Annotated in this window: 13 protein-coding genes and 1 pseudogene; 12 read left to right on the top strand and 2 right to left on the bottom strand. The window is 62.3% G+C overall.

Going from position 1 to position 13868, the window contains the following annotated elements:
* Window positions 1–60 precede the first annotated feature (60 nt).
* The 8 genes from hemF to HWE17_RS01555 all read left to right on the top strand — a co-directional run bounded on the left by hemF (window position 61) and on the right by HWE17_RS01555 (window position 6423).
* Window positions 61–975: an oxygen-dependent coproporphyrinogen oxidase gene (hemF, locus tag HWE17_RS01590; RefSeq protein ID WP_176387589.1), complete on the top strand. Its 915-nt coding sequence runs from the start codon at window positions 61–63 to the stop codon at window positions 973–975.
* A gap of 11 nt (window positions 976–986) precedes the next feature.
* Complete coding sequence (gene nadD, locus HWE17_RS01585; protein WP_176387625.1) at window positions 987–1643, top strand: nicotinate (nicotinamide) nucleotide adenylyltransferase; 657 nt, start codon at window positions 987–989, stop codon at window positions 1641–1643.
* Window positions 1644–2333, top strand: a complete 690-nt coding sequence (gene rsfS / locus HWE17_RS01580; RefSeq protein ID WP_176387587.1) for a ribosome silencing factor — start codon at window positions 1644–1646, stop codon at window positions 2331–2333.
* Between the two features lie 6 nt (window positions 2334–2339).
* On the top strand, window positions 2340–2810 hold the full coding sequence (gene rlmH / locus HWE17_RS01575; RefSeq protein ID WP_035821794.1) for a 23S rRNA (pseudouridine(1915)-N(3))-methyltransferase RlmH: 471 nt from the start codon (window positions 2340–2342) through the stop codon (window positions 2808–2810).
* A gap of 8 nt (window positions 2811–2818) precedes the next feature.
* On the top strand, window positions 2819–3439 hold the full coding sequence (locus HWE17_RS01570; protein ID WP_176387578.1) for a nucleoside triphosphate pyrophosphatase: 621 nt from the start codon (window positions 2819–2821) through the stop codon (window positions 3437–3439).
* Window positions 3440–3482: 43 nt separating this feature from the next.
* Window positions 3483–4946 carry a ribonuclease G gene (gene rng / locus HWE17_RS01565; protein WP_034747098.1) on the top strand — a complete coding sequence of 488 codons (1464 nt, stop codon included), beginning with the start codon at window positions 3483–3485 and terminating at the stop codon, window positions 4944–4946.
* 2 nt (window positions 4947–4948) lie between these two features.
* The gene (locus HWE17_RS01560) at window positions 4949–5725 is read left to right on the top strand and encodes an AraC family transcriptional regulator (RefSeq protein ID WP_176387576.1); all 777 of its coding nucleotides are present in this window, start codon (window positions 4949–4951) and stop codon (window positions 5723–5725) included.
* A gap of 74 nt (window positions 5726–5799) precedes the next feature.
* On the top strand, window positions 5800–6423 hold the full coding sequence (locus HWE17_RS01555) for a LysE family translocator (RefSeq protein ID WP_176387574.1): 624 nt from the start codon (window positions 5800–5802) through the stop codon (window positions 6421–6423).
* On the opposite strand, the gene HWE17_RS01550 is transcribed toward HWE17_RS01555, so the two are convergent.
* Window positions 6399–6938, bottom strand: coding sequence for a hypothetical protein (locus HWE17_RS01550; RefSeq protein WP_176387572.1), 540 nt, complete (start codon window positions 6936–6938; stop codon window positions 6399–6401). The two genes, HWE17_RS01555 and HWE17_RS01550, sit on opposite strands and share 25 nt — an antisense overlap.
* Before the next feature lie 73 nt (window positions 6939–7011).
* On the bottom strand, window positions 7012–8037 hold the full coding sequence (locus HWE17_RS01545) for a LacI family DNA-binding transcriptional regulator (RefSeq protein WP_176387570.1): 1026 nt from the start codon (window positions 8035–8037) through the stop codon (window positions 7012–7014).
* 207 nt (window positions 8038–8244) lie between these two features.
* Here HWE17_RS01545 and HWE17_RS01540 point away from each other — a divergent pair.
* The 4 genes and pseudogenes from HWE17_RS01540 to HWE17_RS01525 all read left to right on the top strand — a co-directional run.
* A pseudogene (locus HWE17_RS01540) lies at window positions 8245–9483 on the top strand (malic enzyme-like NAD(P)-binding protein); the annotation flags it as partial.
* A gap of 251 nt (window positions 9484–9734) precedes the next feature.
* A complete protein-coding gene (locus tag HWE17_RS01535; protein ID WP_176387567.1) occupies window positions 9735–10946 on the top strand; it encodes an O-antigen ligase in 1212 nt (403 codons plus the stop codon).
* Window positions 10947–10991: 45 nt separating this feature from the next.
* The gene (gene msbA, locus HWE17_RS01530) at window positions 10992–12725 is read left to right on the top strand and encodes a lipid A export permease/ATP-binding protein MsbA (RefSeq protein WP_176387565.1); all 1734 of its coding nucleotides are present in this window, start codon (window positions 10992–10994) and stop codon (window positions 12723–12725) included.
* 35 nt (window positions 12726–12760) lie between these two features.
* Window positions 12761–13861, top strand: a complete 1101-nt coding sequence (locus HWE17_RS01525; RefSeq protein WP_176387564.1) for a glycosyltransferase family 9 protein — start codon at window positions 12761–12763, stop codon at window positions 13859–13861.
* Window positions 13862–13868 lie beyond the last annotated feature (7 nt).

The following is a 13868-nucleotide window of genomic DNA, read 5'->3' as shown; positions in this document are numbered from 1 at the left end:
AATCCGTTACAGGGTACAATCCGTCCTTACTTTTTTATTTCGGCCTCGTCGGCCCACGCGATGTCGTCAACTCCCTCTCCTTCGGCCGTCAAGGCCTATTTGCTCGATTTGCAAAACCGTATCGTGCAGGCGCTCGAAGCGCAGGACGGCAAGCCCTTCCTGACCGATGCCTGGCAGCGCCCCGAGGGCGGCGGCGGCATTTCGCGGCTGATCGAGGAAGGCAATGTGTTCGAGCGTGGCGGCGTGAATTTTTCGCACGTCACCGGCGCCGCATTGCCGCCATCGGCAGCGGCCGCGCGCCCTGAACTCGGTGGCAAGGCGTGGGAGGCGATGGGCGTGTCGCTGGTGCTGCATCCGCGTAATCCGTATGCGCCCACGGTGCACATGAATGTACGGTTCTTCACCACCGTGAATGCCGATGGCGCACCCGTATGGTGGTTCGGCGGCGGCATGGACCTGACGCCGTATTATGGCGACGCGGACGACGTGAAGCACTTTCACCAGATGTGCCACGATGCGCTGGCGCCGTTTGGCGGCGAACTGCATCCGAAGTTCAAGCAGTGGTGCGACGATTATTTCTACCTGAAGCACCGGCGCGAAGCGCGCGGCGCCGGCGGCATCTTCTTCGACGACTTCAACGCCCTGGGCTTTGACGACAGTTTCGCCATGATGCGCAGCGCCGGCGACGCCTTCATCGACGCGTATATACCGATCCTGGCGCGCCGCAAGGATACGCCCTACGGCGAACGCGAACGCGATTTCCAGTGCTACCGGCGCGGACGCTATGTCGAGTTCAACCTCGTGTTCGACCGCGGCACCCTGTTCGGCCTGCAGTCGGGCGGCCGCACCGAGGCGATCCTGATGTCGATGCCGCCCGTGGTCAAGTGGCGCTACGACTGGCACCCGGAAGCGGGCAGTCCCGAAGCGGCGTTGTATACTGACTTCCTCGTGCATCGCGACTGGCTGCAGGCGTGAACGAAAGTAGTATGGCGTGCGTGGCGCTGCTGGGCGGCAGCTACGATCCGGTGCATATGGGCCATGTCGCGCTGGGCACGCATTTTTCCAGCCTGCTGCACGCCGATGAACTGCGCGTGATCCCGGCCGGCGCGCCCTGGCAAAAAAGCAAGCTGGGCGCCAGCGGCCAGCAGCGCGCCGAGATGGCCGGCCTGGCGTTTGCCGGCCTGCCCTTGCCGGTGGTGATCGACCGCCAGGAAATCGAGCGCAGCGAACTTGGCCAGGCCAGCTACACCATCGATACCTTGCGCCAGGTACGCGCCGAGCTGGGTGCGCGCGCTTCCATCGTTTTTTTGATGGGCGCCGACCAGCTGCAGCGGCTCGCGACATGGCGCGAATGGCAGCAATTATTTGAATACGCGCATATCTGCGTCGCGGCCCGCCCCGGCTTCGCGCTGAATGACACAGCAGTGCCGCAAGTGGTCGCCGACGAATTTTCGCGCCGCCTGGGGTCACTGGACAGCATCCGCAACACGCCGCACGGTCTGACTTATCTGGCACAGGACTTCGCGGTGGATATCTCCGCCACCGAAATACGTGCGGCATTACAACGGGGGAATCGGGCAAACTCGCTTGTTTCCCCGCTAGTGCTAGACTATATTGAACAACATAATTTATACAAAAGCTAAATGGACATCAAAAAACTGCAAACCCTCGTCGTTGACGCCCTTGAAGACGTCAAAGGCCAAGACATCGCCGTCTTCGAAACGAGTCACCTGACCAGCCTGTTCGACCGCATCGCGATCGTCTCCGGTACCTCGAACCGTCAAACCAAGGCGCTGGCCGCCTCGGTACGCAACAAGGTCAAGGACGCCGGCGGCGACATCATCGGCATGGAAGGCGAGGACACCGGTGAATGGGTGCTGGTCGATCTGGGCGACATGATCGTCCACATCATGCAAGCACCGATCCGCGCCTACTACCGCCTGGAAGAAATCTGGGGCGACACCCCGATCAAACTGGGCGCCGCCAAGCGCGCGCCGAAAAAAGCGGCCGGCGACGAGCCGAAAAAGGTCAGCGGCCATCTGGCGGCAAGCAAGGCCAATGTGGAAGCTTCGCCCGTGATCGAGAAAAAGACACCGGCCAAGAAAGCCACGGCAGCCACGGCAGCCAAGAAAGCCCCGGCAAAGAAAGCCACCGCCTCCAAAGCCGTCGGCAAGACCGTGAAAGTCGCGCCAACCAAGACCGAAGCGGCTGCCGTCAAAGCACTGAAAGCGCTGCCAGAGAAAAAAGTGCGCGCCCCACGCGCGGCCAAGCCGGCAGCCGATGCTGCACCGGCAAAAACCGTGATCAAGCGTATCAAAAAAGTCGAAGCGTAAGCCTCGATGCAGCTCATCATCGCTGCGGTCGGCCATAAAATGCCGGCCTGGATAGAGACGGGCTTCGCGGAATACGCGAAGCGCATGCCGCCGGAATTGCGCATCGTGCTGAAAGAAATCAAGCCGGTGGAGCGTTCCGGCAGCAAGACCGCCGCCACGGCGATGGCGCTGGAACGCGAACGCATCGAAGCCGTCCTGCCCAAGGGCGTGCGCATCATCGCCCTCGACGAACGCGGCAAGGACCTGACCAGTGTCGGTCTGTCGCAGCAGTTGATGACGTGGCAGCAGGATGGCCGCGACACCGCCTTTTTGATCGGCGGCGCCGACGGCCTCGATCCGCAACTCAAGGCACGTGCCGAAGGCATGCTGCGCATTTCCAGCATGACCCTGCCGCACGGCGTGGTGCGCGTGATCCTCGCCGAGCAGCTCTATCGGGCCTGGTCGATCACGCAAAACCACCCCTATCACCGCGTCTGAACTCCCCCATGAAAACGGCTGATCACAAGATCTACCTCGCCTCCAAAAGCCCGCGCCGGCGCGAACTGCTGCGCCAGATCGGTATCGATTTCGAATTGCTGCTGCTGCGCAGCGACGGCCCGCGCGGCGCCGACGTCACCGAGGAAGTCCTGCCCGGTGAATCGGCGCTCGACTATGTCGCCCGCGTATCGAATGAAAAAGCCGCCTTTGCCTGGGATCTGGTGCGCCGCCGCCACCTGACCCCGCGCCCCGTACTGGCGGCCGACACCACCGTCACCATCGACGGCGTCATCCTCGGCAAACCGGCCGACCGGGCGGAAGCGGTGGCGATGCTGCAGCAGCTGTCTGGCCGCACGCACGAGGTGCTCACCTCGATCGCCGTGCATTACAAGGATTTCGCCGAGCAGCGCACGCAGGTGTCGCAAGTGCGCTTCGGCGTGCTCTCGCCCGCCTCAATCGCCGCCTACTGCGCCACGCCCGAGCCGTACGACAAGGCCGGCGCCTACGGCATCCAGGGCAGCGCCGCGCTGTTCGTCGAGCACATCGAAGGCAGCCATTCCGGCATCATGGGCCTGCCCCTGTACGAGACGGCGCAATTGCTGCGTCAAGCAGGTTTGCCCCTGCCCTGATCCCGGGTATGATGTCATTCGTTGCCTCCACTCCCGCGCCCCCATGAACGAAGACATCCTGATCAATATCACGCCGCAAGAAACGCGCGTCGCCCTCATCCTGCAGGGCGCCGTGCAGGAATTGCACATCGAGCGCACGCTCACGCGCGGCCTGGCCGGCAATGTGTATTCCGGCAAAGTGGTGCGCGTATTGCCGGGCATGCAGTCAGCCTTCATCGACATCGGCCTGGAGCGCGCCGCGTTCCTGCACGTGGCCGACATCTGGGAAGCGCGCGGCCACGACGGCCAGAACGCCACGCCGGCGCCGATTGAAAAAATCCTCTTCGATGGCCAGGTGCTGACGGTGCAGGTGATCAAGGATCCGATCGGCACGAAAGGCGCGCGCCTGTCGACGCAGATTTCCATCGCCGGGCGCATGCTGGTGTATCTGCCGCAAGACAAGCACATCGGCATCTCGCAAAAAATCGAAAAGGAAGCGGAGCGCGAGCAATTGCGCGTGCGCCTGCAAAGCCTGCTGCCGCCCGATGAAAAGGGCGGCTACATCGTGCGTACCATGGCCGAGGACGCTTCCGATGCGGACCTGAAGGCGGACGTCGACTACCTGCGCAAAACCTGGAGCACCATCACGCACGGCGCACGCACGCGTCCCGCCACCAGCCTGCTGCACCAGGATTTGAGCCTGGCGCAGCGCGTGCTGCGCGACTTCGTCGGCGATGAAACGGCCACCATCCAGGTCGACTCGCGCGAAAACTACGTGAAGCTGCGCGAATTCGCGGAAATCTATACGCCCAGCGAACTGACGCGCTTGCAGCACTACACGGGCGAGCGCCCATTGTTCGACCTGTATGGCGTGGAAGAGGAAATCTTGCGCGCGCTGGGCCGCCGGGTCGACCTGAAATCGGGCGGCTACCTGATCGTCGACCAGACGGAAGCGATGACCACCATCGACGTCAACACGGGCGGCTTTGTGGGCGGACGCAATTTCGCCGACACGATTTTCAAGACCAACTTGGAAGCGGCGCACGCCATCGCCCGCCAGCTGCGCCTGCGCAACCTGGGCGGCATCATCATCCTCGACTTCATCGACATGGACAATGCCGAGCACCGCAACGCCGTGCTGGCCGAGCTGAAACGCACCTTGTCGCGCGACCGCACCAAGGTTTCGGTGAGCAATTTCTCGCCGCTGGGCCTGGTGGAAATGACGCGCAAGCGCACGCGCGAATCGCTGGCGCACATCCTGTGCGAACCGTGCCCCGCCTGCGCCGGCAAGGGACAAGTCAAGACTTCGCGCACGATCTGCTATGAAATCCTGCGCGAACTGCTGCGCGAGGCAAAACAGTTCAACCCGCGCGAATTCCGCATCCTCGCCTCGCAGGAAGTCGTGGATCTGTTCCTGGAAGAGGAATCGCAGCACCTGGCCATGCTCGGTGACTTCATCGGCAAGAAAATCTCGCTGCAGGTGGAGAACGCCTACCATCAGGAGCAATACGACGTGATTTTGATGTAGTCATGCCGGGCACCACCGCCTTCTGGCGCGACCCGGCTCTGCCCCACGTGGAAAGCCGGCGCGCCTGCCACAGCCGGGCGTGCTACAAGCCGCACAGCCATCCCACCTTTTCCATCGGCGCCGTCGACGCTGGCGGCAGCATCTTCACGGGCAGCAAAGACGGCAAGGTCACCCTCGGCAATGGCAGCCTGGTGCTCGTGCCGGCCGGCTGCGTGCATGCCTGCAATCCCCTGCCTGACGCCCTGTGGAGCTATCAGATGCTGCATCTCGATGCGCACTGGCTGCAAGCGCACGCGCCGGCGCTCGATGGCGACACAGCGCGCGTGCTGCATTGCCCTGTGCTGTACGCGCAGTTTTGCGCCATGAATGCGCTGCTGTTTTCAAGGGCAAGCGCGGCGGAGAAAAATGCGGCGCTGCTGGTGTTCCTCGGCGCCTGCCCCAGCGCCGGTGCGGATCTGCTGCCGTCTGAACGCAAGCCGCTGCCGCGGCAGCTGGCGCCCGTGCTCGAAACGCTGCAGACGCAACCGTCGGCCAGCCTGCGGCAACTGGCGCAAGCGGCAGGCCTGAGTCCTTTTCAATTGATCCGCGCCTTTCGCGCCGCCACGGGCCTGACGCCGCATGCCTACCAGTTAAATGCCCACGTCAACCGCGCGCGCAGCCGCTTGCAGGCGGGGACGGCGCTGGCCCAGCTGGCGCATGAGCTAGGCTTTGCGGACCAGAGCCATCTGCAGCGCGTCTTCAAGGCGCATGCGGGCATCACGCCGGGACGCTATCGCTAGGTCTGCAATTTTCTTCAATACGCGCCAGCGGCACCATCGCATACTCGCCTCCTTATCGTTGAGGAGCGCAAGCCATGCAGGACTTTTTATTCATCGCCGCTGCCCACTTTCTGTCCCTGCTGTCGCCCGGCCCCGATTTTTTCCTGATCGCGCGCACCTCTCTGGCCCACGGCTGGCGCGCCGCCGCCGGCACATGCATGGGCATTACCGTGGCCAATGCCGTGTTTATCGTGGCGGCGTTTGGCGGACTGTCTGTGCTGCGGGAGGGCAGCACGGCATTCCTCGTGGTGCGGCTGGCGGGATGCGCGTATCTGCTGTACCTGGGCTGGCTGTTCCTGCGCCATGCGGGCAAGAGCCGCCTGGATGCAAAGCCCGCCACCGGCAAGGCGCGCTGGCGCGGCGGTGTCGCGATGGGGTTTGTCTCGGCCATCCTGAACCCGAAGAATGCGCTGTTCTACGTCAGCCTTGCCACCGTGCTGGCCGGCAGGCAGACGAGTCCCGCCGCGATGGCGGCGTATGGCGCGTGGATGGTCTTTGCCGTGCTGGCGTGGGATATGGCGGTGGCGCTGGCGATAGGCAGCGCCGCCCTGCGGCAGCGCTTTGCCCGCGCGCTGCCGTCGCTGGAACGGCTGTCGGGCGTGATGCTGATCGTGCTGGCGGTCGTGTTACTGATTCAAGCTGGCAATGGATCCAGGTAAAACACGGCATACACTTTCAAGGGCGTCGTTTCCGTCGCTTTTTCCGAGCGCACGACGGAGCAGTCGTCGGCGGCCAGGCTGCGCCAGTTCTGGATGCCCGCCTTGGCGAACATGGCGTGCGCGGGAGCATTCGCGGCCAGGTCCAGCACCAGGCAGGCGTTGCGCGGGCCGGCGCCATAGTTGACGGCGCGGATCTCGATGCCGAAGGTCGTCATCCACGGTTCCCACAATCCCTTTTCCTTGCCGGCCGCCATGCGCTCGAGCATCTCGCCAAACGTCAGGCCTTTCTTGACGGTGCTGCGCAGGGCCTCCAGCGACGGCGCCAGGCGCGGATCGGGCTGCTTGTTGCCGGCGCGGATCTCGGCGATCGCCTTCAGTTCCTTGATGATGGCCGCATCGCGCTCCGTGTAGTCGCGCATGCGCGCGTAAAACTCGGCGTCGAGGAAGGGATTGACGGTCAGCTTGGCGACGCCCTCTTCGCGGCGTTTTGGGGAAGGCGTGTTGGTTTTGGTCATGGCGATGGAGGGGCAAAATACGTTGAGGGGCGCCAGTGTACCACCTTGCAGCGACGCGGCCCCAGGCGCGGCCTCAGCCCCGGGGAGCGGCCGTCGATTCGCGCTCCACCAGTTCAGGTTTCAGGCGCACGTCCAGCACGGCAGAATCGGGCGAGTCGATGGTTTGCAGGATCAGCCGGGCCGCTTCCGTGCCGATGCCGTGGTGGCGGATGCGGATGGTGGTCAGCGGTGGACGGATCATGTCCATGTACGGCATGTCGTTGTGGCCCACGACGGAAATATCTTCGGGACAACTCAAGCCCAGTTCACGGATGGCGTCGTAGCAGCCGAGGGCCACCAGGTCGCTGCCCGTCACCACGGCCGTCGTCCGCGGCGACTGGCGCAGCAGTTCCAGCAGGGCCGCCTTGCCGCATTCGCGCGAATAGCCGCTGCTTTCAAACACGAACGCTTGCGAGGGATCGAGTTCGCTGGCCTGGATGGCGGCCAGGAAACCGAGGCGGCGCACATGGCCGGTGGACAGGTTTTCCGGGCCGGCGATGTGCGCGATATGGCGGTGGCCCAGCGCCAGCAAGTGCTCCACGGCCAGGCGCATGCCCACCACGTCGTCGCTGACGACGCAGGAAGCGACGCCCGTCTCGTCGCTGCGGTTGACGGTAACCACGGGCACGTTCTGGTCGATGCACATCTTGATGACGGGATCGTCGCGGCGCGCCGTGGCCAGGATCAGGCCGTCAACCTGCTGCCCCAGCAGACGGTTGATGACGAACAGCTGCTCTTGCTCGTCGGCGCCCACATTGGCGACGATGGCCAGATAGCCATGCTTGCGCAAGCCTTCCTCGATGCCCAACAGAATCGGCGGGAAAACGGCGTTGGTAATGTCGGGCAGAACCACGCCGATGATGCGCGACTTGCGCGTGACGAGGGTGGAGGCGGCACGGTTGGGCCGGTAGCCGAGGCGGCCCGCTTCGGCCAGCACGCGCGCGGCCACCTCGACGCTGACCATTTGCCGCGTTTCCGGGTTCATCACGCGCGAGACGGTGGAAAAGTGCACGCCGCTGGCCCGCGCGACGTCGCTTAAGGTGGGGTTCTTGTTTGTCATGGGCTTCCCGGATCGCAATACCGTGATTTTATCGTAAAAATTCCGCTTCCCGTCAAAAACCGAGCAAACGCTTGCATTAGAATAAAGGGGCTACCCAAAGCGGTTTTGGTACTCTTAAGCACAATCCAGCCTTGACAGCGTGCAAACGCTTGCATACCATGGCTCGGACTTACCACTCGGGCCATGCATGCCCTTCCCAGAATTCCTATGTCTACTTCCCACAGCAAGCACGCCGAACAGAACGGCGAAACCTTCAACCTGAAAGAAGCCGCCCTCGCCTATCACGCGGAACCTCGCGCAGGCAAGATTTCCGTCACGCCAACCAAACCGCTGGGCGACGCCCGCGCCCTGACCCTGGCGTATTCGCCGGGCGTGGCCTTCGCCTGCGAAGCCATCGTGGAAGATCCGCGCACGGCCGGCATCTACACCTCGCGCAGCAACCTGGTGGCCGTGATCACCAATGGCACGGCCGTGCTGGGCCTGGGTGATATCGGTCCGCTGGCCAGCAAACCGGTGATGGAAGGCAAGGCTTGCCTGTTCAAGCAGTTCGCCGACGTCGATGTGTTCGACATCGAACTGGCCGAGAACGATCCCGACCTGTTCATCGATACCGTGGTGCGCATGGAGCCGACCTTCGGCGGCATCAACCTGGAAGACATCAAGGCGCCGGACTGCTTCTACATCGAGCAGCAATTGCGCAAGCGCATGAACATTCCCGTCTTCCACGACGATCAGCATGGCACGGCCATCATCGTCGCGGCCGGCATCCTGAACGGCCTGGAACTGGTGGGCAAGGATATCGGCAACGTCAAGGTGGCCGTCTCGGGCGCGGGCGCCGCCTCGATCGCCTGCCTGGACCTGCTCGTTTCGCTGGGCCTGAACAAATCCTTGCTGAAGGTATGCGACAGCCAGGGCGTGATTTACCCGGGCCGCGATGCCAGCATGGAAGAGAACAAGGCGCGCTACGCGAACGACACGAGCGACCGCGACCTGGCCGACGCCATGGTCGGCGCCGACATCTTCATCGGCGTCTCGAAGGGCGGCGTGGTCAGCGCGCAGATGGTCGAATCGATGGCCGCCAAGCCATTGATCTTCGCCCTGGCCAATCCGCATCCGGAAATCGCCCCGGAAAAAGTGCACGCCGTGCGCGACGACGCCATCGTGGCCACGGGCCGCTCGGACTATCCGAACCAGATCAACAACGTGCTGTGCTTCCCGTACATCTTCCGTGGCGCGCTCGACGTGGGCGCCACCACCATCAATGAAGAGATGAAACTGGCCTGCGTGCGCGCCATCGCCGCGCTGGCCAAGGAGCCGTTGCCGGGTCACGAAAGCAGCGCCTTGAGCCCGCTGCAACTGATACCGTCGCCGTTCGACGAGCGTCTGCGCAGCTGGGTCGCGCCTGCCGTGTCGCAAGCGGCCATCGCCACTGGCGTCGCCACCCGCGTGCCGGCCAGCGCCTGAGACGCATGACAGGCTTTGCGGCCTTGGCAAAATAACAGCAAGTTACCATTGCTTACAAAAAAACCATGGCTAAAAACCATGGTTTTTTCTATTTCCCCCTTGAGATCGCCAATATAGTTGCCGAAGGGCAAATTCCCACGGACATTTTTGTTGCCACCTTCGATTACAATGACGCCTACTTTATGTTGCTACAGTTGCCATAATGGCGACGACGTGCGTTACCAAGGATATTCATGCTCGGCTTGACTTCTGTTTGTGTTTTTCTCTTTTCAGCATTGGCGCTGGCTATCAACAGCGGGTATTCCCTTGGCGCGCTGGTGCTGCTGCTGGCCAGCAGCTGGCTGCTATGGAAACGCCCCCGCCTGAACCTGCAACGGCGAGATTACCTGCTATTGAGCACGTTGCTGCTGTACTTTTTCGTTTACACCGCAAATATGCTGTACCACGCGGATCCAACACGCGAACTCGACATGCCATTGCGCGCGCTGCTGGCCGTACCCGTCCTGCTGTTGCTGCTGGCATATCCACCCCGGCCAGAGGCCTGGTGGAGCGGCCTGGCCATCGGTGCCATCAGTGGTGCGGCTCTGGCTTTCTGGCAATTTCTCGTACTCGATATTTACCGCCCGCAAGCGGCAACCAGCAATGCCATCCACTATGGCAATGTCAGCATGCTGCTTGGCATGCTAGCCCTATGTGGCCTGGGGTGGGCACGAGAGCAGAGCTTCCGCCTGGCATGGAGCCTGCTCCTGCTGGCCGGCGGCCTGTCCGGCATTCTGGGGTCCTTCATCAGCGGTAGCCGCAGCGGTTGGCTGGTGTTACCCGTCTGTGGCTGCCTTTTTGCATACTATTATTCGAAGGGCCGCGGCACACGCCATCTGGCCGCTCTGCTCGGCGCACTGCTGGCGGCGTGCATACTTGCCTACACACTTCCCAACTCCCGCGTACCCCAGCGCGTGGCGGTGGCTGTCAATGACATCAAACAGTTCCAGGACAGCGATAATGTGACCACGTCCGTTGGCCAGCGCATGGAAATGTGGCGCACAGCATGGACCTTATCAAGTAACCATATCTGGCTCGGCATGGGCCGCGATGGTTATTTGGCCGCAAAGCAACAGATGGCAGATGAAGGCAAAATGGATAAAATCATCAAACACTATACCAACGCCCACAACGACTACCTCGATGCCCTGGTTAAACGCGGCATTATCGGTGTCTTGGCCTTGCTGGCACTCTTCCTCGTTCCATTGGCCATGTTTGCCCGCGCCCTGCGCCGCAGTGCCCCCGCAACCCAGCCCTATGCGCTGGCCGGCGTGGTGCTATGCACCTGCTATATGATTTTTGGCCTGACGACGAGCTCGCTCACCCTGAATATCGGCATCATCATGCTGGTCTTCCCGATGGTGATACTGTGGGCCATGTTGCGTCAGCAAGAACGCATTGCCTGAGCTTTCGCCTGACCGTTTTTGCTGTCCCTGCAAGGAACCATACCGATGCTCACGCCCGACCTGAAGCGCCTCACCGCACTGCACGCGCCCTATAAGAAACACCTGGCCCTGGCCTTGCTGGCGATGGTCGTCACGGCGGCCACGGAACCGCTGCTGCCGTATGCGCTCAAGCTACTGCTCGACAATGGTTTTGGCGGCAAGGTGACTTTTTCCTTCTGGCTGGTGCCGCTGATCGTCATCGGCATCTTTGCCATGCGCGGCGCGTCGACGTTTGCCAGCAGCTACCTGATGAGCTATGTCTCCACGCGCATCCTCAACGAGTTGCGGCGCCGGATGTTCGCCAGCATGCTGAACTTGCCCATCGACTTCTACAACACGCACACGGTGGGCAAAGTCATCAACTCCATCATGTTCGAGGTGCAGCAGATCATCGAAATGGTGACCAAGGTATTTACCTCGATCGTGCGCTCCTCGCTCACCGTGCTGGGCCTGCTCGCGTGGCTGCTGTACCTGAACTGGGCGCTGACCCTGGTCACCCTGGTGCTGCTGCCCGTGCTGACCATCGTCGTGCGCACCACGGGCAAGCGCCTGAAAAAACTCAACCGCGACTCGCTGGCCGTCAATGCCGAGCTGACCCAGGTCATCGAGGAAACCACGCGCGCGCAGCAAGTGATCAAGATCTTCGGCGGCCAGGACTACGAAAAATCGCGCTTCGCAGAGCGTGCCGAGCAATTGCGCCGCTACAGCATGCGCATGACCACCACCTTTTCCGCCACCGTGCCCATCACCCAGGTGATCACGGCCGCCGCTGTCTCCCTGGTCATCGTGATGGCCCTGTTCCAGTCGGAGCAGGGGCAAATCACGGTCGGCGGCTTCGTCTCCTTCATCACGGCCATGCTGATGCTGCTGACGCCCTTGAAGCAGCTGGCCGAAGTCAACGGCCCCCTGCAGCGCGGCATGGCCGCCGCCGAGGAAGTCTTCCAGCTGATCGACAAGACGCCGGAACGCACGGGCGGCAAGCCGCTCGCTGGCCGCAGCGGCGGCCGCATCGAGTTCAAGGACGTGAGCTTTGCCTACCCAGGACATCAGGAACCGGCCCTGCAACACATCGATCTGAGCATCGCGCCTGGACAAACGGTCGCCTTTGTCGGCATGTCCGGCGGCGGCAAATCGACGCTGGTCAGCCTGCTGCCCGGTTTTTACTCGGCCAGCAGCGGTGAAATCCTGCTCGATGGGCAGAATATCGATGCCATCGCCCTGACCAGCCTGCGCAGCCAGATCGCCATGGTCAGCCAGCAGGTGGTGCTGTTCGACGATACCCTGGCCGCCAATATCGCGTATGGCGACGCGGCGCCGGACCGGCAGCGCATCGAAGCGGCCGCCGCGGCCGCCTTCCTGTCGGACGTCATCGACGGCTTGCCCGATGGCCTGGAAACGCGCCTGGGCGACAACGGCTCGCGCCTGTCCGGCGGCCAGCGCCAGCGCGTGGCCATCGCCCGCGCGATCTACAAGGATGCCCCCATCCTGATCCTCGATGAAGCCACCTCGGCACTGGATACGGAGGCGGAACGGGCCGTGCAAGCGGCACTCGAGCACCTGATGCAAGGTAAAACCACCTTGGTTATTGCTCATCGACTATCAACAATTGAACGTGCGGACCGTATCGTGGTATTGTCACACGGGAAAATAATGGAAACCGGCAGTCACCAGCAATTATTGGATGCCAACGGCGCGTATGCCAATCTGCATCGCCTGCAATTTTCCCAGCAAGTGGCTTGACACCATCGAATGAATACCTGAAATCGTACTGATACATGACGCCTTTGATTCCCGCCGAACTTCTACAAAAGTCGGACAAAATTCTATTCATCGCCCATCTGGCGCTGGGAGACTTTACCTACCTGCAAAACGGTTTCCGCGCCTTTGCCGCGGCCTATCCGCATATCCAGATCCACCTGTGGGTCGACGAAGTGCGCCGCACGTCCGACGCCAAACAATGGGAAGGCTTGCGCACCTATTCGCTGTACGACTGGGTAGAGCAGTCGGGCCTGTTCGCCAAGGTGTACCGCAAGACCTACAGCCCGGCGCTGTACGAAGAGTCACTGCGCGAAGCCAAGGCGGAACACTATCCCGTCGTCGTATCGCTGGCCCACGTGCGGCCACAGCAGTACGCTGACCTTGCCCGCGCAATCAGCCCGCACGGGCTCGTGATCGGTACGCGCAAGCCGTTCAGTCCGCTTCGCCCCTGGCATTATCTGGCGTACCGCAAGATCGATGCCGTGCTGGCCTCGTATGCGGGACAGGATGCCGGCGAACACCATATCAGCAGCGTGTATGCGGACTGGTTCCATCAATTGACGGGACTCGACATTCCCGTGGCCGAACGCTATCCCTTCGTGCACATTCCCGAGCAAGCGCTGCAGCAGGCACAGGAGCAACTCGCCAGCTGGGGCTTTTCCCCGCGCCAGGGTCCGCTCGTGCTCTTGAATCCGTTTGCCAAGTCGCACAAGCGTGGCTGGCCCCTGGAACGCATTGCCGAGCTGATCGCGCGCATGCAAGCAATGCCGAAGTGGAAAAATGCCTGCTTCCTGATCAATGCCATGCCGCAGGAACTGGCCAAGGTGAATGCCGTCGTGCAGACGCACAACTTGCCGCGCACGCAAGCCTTCAGTGCCGTCGACAATTTTTTCCAGCTGCCGGCCATGCTGGCGCAATGCGACCTGATTATTTCGGTGGAAACATCGATCATGCATCTGGCGAACGCCGTGCATGTGCCCGTGGTGGCATTGATGCGCAAGAAAAATCCCGAATGGGCCCCCTTCGACAGCGCCAACAGCACCGTCATCACGGTGGCGCGGCGCAGCGACTGGGTCAAGGCGATTTCAAGCGATCAGGTATTGCAGACCATCGCCTAGAGAACGC

The sequence above is a fragment of the Janthinobacterium sp. BJB401 genome (assembly GCF_013372745.1).
Classification (GTDB): Bacteria; Pseudomonadota; Gammaproteobacteria; order Burkholderiales; family Burkholderiaceae_D; genus Janthinobacterium; species Janthinobacterium rivuli.
This window is presented reverse-complemented; position numbering and strand designations above follow the sequence as displayed.

Coding starts and splice junctions, on each gene's coding strand:
- hemF (WP_176387589.1), top strand. CDS start 61: ATGTCGTCAACTCCCTCTCCTTCGGCCGTCAAGGCCTATTTGCTCGAT.
- nadD (WP_176387625.1), top strand. CDS start 987: ATGGCGTGCGTGGCGCTGCTGGGCGGCAGCTACGATCCGGTGCATATG.
- rsfS (WP_176387587.1), top strand. CDS start 1,644: ATGGACATCAAAAAACTGCAAACCCTCGTCGTTGACGCCCTTGAAGAC.
- rlmH (WP_035821794.1), top strand. CDS start 2,340: ATGCAGCTCATCATCGCTGCGGTCGGCCATAAAATGCCGGCCTGGATA.
- HWE17_RS01570 (WP_176387578.1), top strand. CDS start 2,819: ATGAAAACGGCTGATCACAAGATCTACCTCGCCTCCAAAAGCCCGCGC.
- rng (WP_034747098.1), top strand. CDS start 3,483: ATGAACGAAGACATCCTGATCAATATCACGCCGCAAGAAACGCGCGTC.
- HWE17_RS01560 (WP_176387576.1), top strand. CDS start 4,949: ATGCCGGGCACCACCGCCTTCTGGCGCGACCCGGCTCTGCCCCACGTG.
- HWE17_RS01555 (WP_176387574.1), top strand. CDS start 5,800: ATGCAGGACTTTTTATTCATCGCCGCTGCCCACTTTCTGTCCCTGCTG.
- HWE17_RS01550 (WP_176387572.1), bottom strand. CDS start 6,938: ATGACCAAAACCAACACGCCTTCCCCAAAACGCCGCGAAGAGGGCGTC.
- HWE17_RS01545 (WP_176387570.1), bottom strand. CDS start 8,037: ATGACAAACAAGAACCCCACCTTAAGCGACGTCGCGCGGGCCAGCGGC.
- HWE17_RS01535 (WP_176387567.1), top strand. CDS start 9,735: ATGCTCGGCTTGACTTCTGTTTGTGTTTTTCTCTTTTCAGCATTGGCG.
- msbA (WP_176387565.1), top strand. CDS start 10,992: ATGCTCACGCCCGACCTGAAGCGCCTCACCGCACTGCACGCGCCCTAT.
- HWE17_RS01525 (WP_176387564.1), top strand. CDS start 12,761: ATGACGCCTTTGATTCCCGCCGAACTTCTACAAAAGTCGGACAAAATT.